Genomic DNA, 3,966 nt, shown 5'->3' with positions numbered 1-3,966 from the left:
TTCTTGTGGTGCATATTCTATATCTTGGACGTGAATATATTCGGCATCTTGTATAGGCGCCTCTATTTGCTTTTGTTGTAGAAAAGATTGTTCTTTTTCATGCTGTCTCTTTTGCAAAACATCCAAAATCCTTTGTGCTACTTCATCAGGAAGATCTTCAAGCCTGTCGACTCGTCCATACTCAAGCACTTTTTCCNTCAGGAAGATCTTCAAGCTTTTGGACTCGTCCATACTGAAGCACTTTTTCTTCTTCTGTTTGAGTGATGTTTATTAATTGTTTGATTTGCGTAAGCACATCATAAGAAACTAACTTCGTTTGTACGTTATGGTTTGTTTCATTGATACGTTTTGCTTCATCTTCTTCATAAATACCGGAAAGCCCGAAAGCATAGCGAGCACATTGTATAGTGGCTTTATGGCGCAACATACGTGCTGGATATTTTTGCCATGCTTCACTTTTTTCTTGTTCGCATTCTTTGCGATATTCGGTGACTTCGATAGGGTCTTTAATCCCTTTGAGACGAATAGCACATTTGATAGCAATGATATTCCCATCCTCATTGAGTTGATCTTGAAAGGTCATGCCATCAAAGTCAGGATTTGATTTGATGATCTTTATCCAACCGTCGATAGAAACAACGGGTATGATGCCGCCGCCTTTTTTAGGGAGAGCATAGATTTCTTTTGTTAAAGGGTTAAGTCCATAAGTATTGGCAACAAAAAGAAAAACGGCAAATTCTGCATCAGTGATGACATTAGCATTTTTATATCCAATACAAGTTTTTATGATTGTTTCTCGAAATTCTTCAGCAGAAAATCCATATTTTTCTGCCATTTCTTTTAAAAAAGTAGAATTTGTCATCTTGATTTCCTACATTGCGCGCAATTCACCCGTGGCGTGAATCACGCATCTGTTAAAAGGCTGGTTTTGGGGTGTTAGAGTTTTGTCTTTACAGGTTGTACAATCCGATCAATTGGAATGCGTTTTATATATGCACAATGATCAGAATATAGCGTCAACAAGAAAGATTCATCTGAATTGGGTGGTATCATTTCAAATCTAGTGCATGCAAACGGTCTGAATTCGTATGAAAATGCAAAGCATTGCGATCCTATGAGTTCCATTGGCACGATATTCTCTTCACTTAAGAAGGCATCTATTTTGTCTTTAGAGATTATGGTATCTACATAGGGCTCGCCCTTATCTCCAGAGATCGTTATACAAAGTTCACTTGGATTGTGGGTATTTCTCACAACTAACTGCGAACACAAAGTAGGTTTAATTTCATATCTATACATAATAATTATCTTCTCTCGCTCGTTGTGATAATACTGCCTCCACGAACCTCTGAATCTCCGTAAATGTGTGCGTTACCATACACTTCTGCATTGCAATGAACACTTGCGTTTTCGTAAACATGTGCTTTTCCAAAAATACGACCACCATATATTTTTGCGTTATGATGAATTGTTGCATTTTCATAAATATTTGCAAAATAACAAACTTTTGAGTTATCAAATACCTTGGCATTGTTGTAAACTTTTGCACTGCTATAAACCATGGCATCATCATAAACCCAACAGTCTCCTTCATGACTTAAGTTGCTCTCACCTTCTATAAAGCCGCCTAGGTCACCTTTCTTGACTCTTCCAAAGTCTCTTAATGCTCTAATTCGGTGAAGAGTTCTTCCATCAAACACAATTTTTTCATCAGTAAGTTCGTATTTCTTTTCCATGATTACTATTTTTCACGTTCTACGATTACGGTGGAGCCACTAATTTTACAATTTCCAGCAATGTTTACACGACAGCAAATATATGCTTGATTGTAAATTTTAGCATTTCCGTAAACGTGTACACTTTCCCCTATAACAGAATTCCCATAAATCCGCGCATAGTCAAAAACCTTGGCATTATCTCCAACAGAAGCACCACCAACTTCGGCATAATCAGAAACTTGTGCATTGCCATAAACGCGTGCATTCCCATAAACCCGCGCATCATCATAAACCTTGGCATCACCGTAAACTTGTGCATTGCCAAAAATCCAACAGTCTCTCTTATGGCTTAAGTTGCTCTCTTTTTCTATAAAACCGCCTAGGTCACCTTTTTTGACATATCCAAAGTCTCTTAATGCTCTAATTCGGTGAAGAGTTCTTCCATCAAACACAATTTTTTCATCAGTAAGTTCGTATTTTTTCATCTGGTCTTTTCTCCAGTTGAGATTCTTTTATCGCCATCAATCCAGTCGTCCCAACATACACATGCATCACCGTAAATTTTTGCATGACCGTAAACATGCGCATCACCGGAAACTTCTGCATTGCCGTAAACACGCGCCCTATCGTAAATGTATGGCTCTTCGTAAACTTGTGCATTACCATAAACTTCTGCATTATCAAAAACGTGCGGTTCACCGCAAATATATGCATCACCGTAAACTTCTGCATGACCGTAAATGCATGGTTCATCGAAAACTTTTGCTTTGCCATAAATACGAGAATTGCCGTAAACATGTGCATAACCGTAAACTTGTGCATTTTCGTAAACCTTAGCATTACCAAAAACCTTGGCATCACCATAGACTTTTGCATAATCCCCAATCCAGCAATTACCATGATGACTTAGATTGTCTTCTTTCTCGATATAGCCGCCTAGGTCGTCTGCTTTAACATCATCAAAATCCCTTAAAGCACGAATGCGGTGAAGGATTTTGCCATCAACTTCGATTGTTTCATCAGTAAATTCATATTTCTTTTCCATGGTTTATTTCCCTTAATGCATGTTTTGTCTTTTAATCTCTTGAGACAGCAGTCCCATGCCTTTTGTGGTGATTTTTGCGGAAGGAATGACTTTTTCAGTTCCATTTTCGGTTTGAATAGTGAGGGTTGAGCAATCCATTAGTCCTTTTTGGATTTTGTCTTGATAAGGCAATAAGTGAGCCCCGAAAGTGCGTCGATAAACCCATCTTTTTTTCTGTAAGAAGAGAATGAACTGTTTTGGTTGCATTTCGAGCACTTTAGCGGCTTCTGTAAGACCGAAGAGCCCTTCAGAGCGTTGTAAGCTTTCCAAAGCCATGGCTTTTGGTTTTAAATCTTCAATGATGATGTCTTTACGCTCATTTTCATTTTTTAGATGAGTTAATACACCTAACATTACTTGTGGACTTGAGTAATCGATTTGCGGTGTAACAACTTGCTTTGCACGCCGTTCGCATTCGATAAAGTATTCTCTTGCTTGCTTTCCTTTTTTATTACGCTCGACCATGGCAAGCTCTTTCGCCATGTCTAAGGTAAGATAGTATTCTACTGCTATGGCATTGTTCGCTTCCATTTTTTTGTGGAAGCGAATAAAGTCCCTTCCATCAAGGAAAGCATAGGTCATAATACGTTTTTTTATCCAAGTAGAAAAATCTTGTTTACTCTCCAAAAAGACATGTAATTCACGTGCATTTACTGTCTGAACGCTTTCTTCGTTAATGGTGTTATTTGTAATAGCGATAGGATTATTCATAAGTTTACTCCATCCGATCATTTAATAAGAGGAAAGAGGAGGGCGTTTTTAAAAGCGCCCTGTATAATGTGGGTAATTTGGAATGACATCCGAAAGAGTTAGACGGTTCTGCTGTTCATAAGTCCCGTAAGTTTCATCTTCATATCGCTGCTGTTCGATTTCTTCTAAAAAAAAACCGTATGCGTTACTGTCTTTAACAAAGTCGTGAGGTATATTTCCATTGAAACACTGCTCTTCACATTCTTTCAGATAGAATTCGGCAATATCTTCAGAGATATCTTCGCAACGATTAGTCGTTGGTTCAATACGCAAAATTTGGACAGCATTATCGGTTTGGTCGATAAATTTGATTATGTCCTTTTCTTCTAAGAAAGGACCAGATTTAGCGAGATTTTGTTCTTCATTTTCGCAGATGACTAAGAGAATTTCATCAGAATTTATAAACACTGGTTT

Annotated in this window: 5 protein-coding genes and 1 pseudogene; all 6 read right to left on the bottom strand. The window is 37.9% G+C overall.

The genetic code is table 11. From position 1 onward, the window contains the following. Positions 1-862: pseudogene (locus ACFIK2_RS08720) on the bottom strand (recombinase RecT); the annotation flags it as partial. Between the two features lie 442 nt (positions 863-1,304). Further along, complete coding sequence (locus ACFIK2_RS08715; protein ID WP_375677175.1) at positions 1,305-1,736, bottom strand: hypothetical protein; 432 nt, start codon at positions 1,734-1,736, stop codon at positions 1,305-1,307. A 5-nt stretch (positions 1,737-1,741) separates the two neighbouring features. Then, positions 1,742-2,203 carry a hypothetical protein gene (locus tag ACFIK2_RS08710; protein WP_375677174.1) on the bottom strand — a complete coding sequence of 154 codons (462 nt, stop codon included), beginning with the start codon at positions 2,201-2,203 and terminating at the stop codon, positions 1,742-1,744. Then, positions 2,200-2,763 (bottom strand): hypothetical protein, encoded by a 564-nt coding sequence (locus ACFIK2_RS08705; RefSeq protein ID WP_375677173.1) that lies wholly within the window; start codon positions 2,761-2,763, stop codon positions 2,200-2,202. The genes ACFIK2_RS08710 and ACFIK2_RS08705 overlap by 4 nt, the downstream gene beginning before the upstream one ends. A 12-nt stretch (positions 2,764-2,775) precedes the next feature. Further along, positions 2,776-3,513, bottom strand: coding sequence for an antA/AntB antirepressor family protein (locus tag ACFIK2_RS08700; RefSeq protein WP_375640130.1), 738 nt, complete (start codon positions 3,511-3,513; stop codon positions 2,776-2,778). Between the two features lie 48 nt (positions 3,514-3,561). Then, on the bottom strand, positions 3,562-3,966 hold a 405-nt coding region (locus tag ACFIK2_RS08695; protein ID WP_375677172.1), incomplete at its 5' end, for a hypothetical protein.

It is taken from the genome of Bartonella sp. AP88XZML, from assembly GCF_042195565.1.
GTDB lineage: Bacteria > Pseudomonadota > Alphaproteobacteria > Rhizobiales > Rhizobiaceae > Bartonella.
The sequence above is the reverse complement of the archived record's forward strand: the minus strand, read 5'-3'. Positions and strand labels throughout refer to the sequence as shown.

Bases quoted from the DNA above. Each gene is read 5' to 3' on its own strand.
- ACFIK2_RS08705 (WP_375677173.1), bottom strand. From the start codon at position 2,763: ATGGAAAAGAAATATGAATTTACTGATGAAACAATCGAAGTTGATGGC.
- ACFIK2_RS08710 (WP_375677174.1), bottom strand. From the start codon at position 2,203: ATGAAAAAATACGAACTTACTGATGAAAAAATTGTGTTTGATGGAAGA.
- ACFIK2_RS08715 (WP_375677175.1), bottom strand. From the start codon at position 1,736: ATGGAAAAGAAATACGAACTTACTGATGAAAAAATTGTGTTTGATGGA.
- ACFIK2_RS08700 (WP_375640130.1), bottom strand. From the start codon at position 3,513: ATGAATAATCCTATCGCTATTACAAATAACACCATTAACGAAGAAAGC.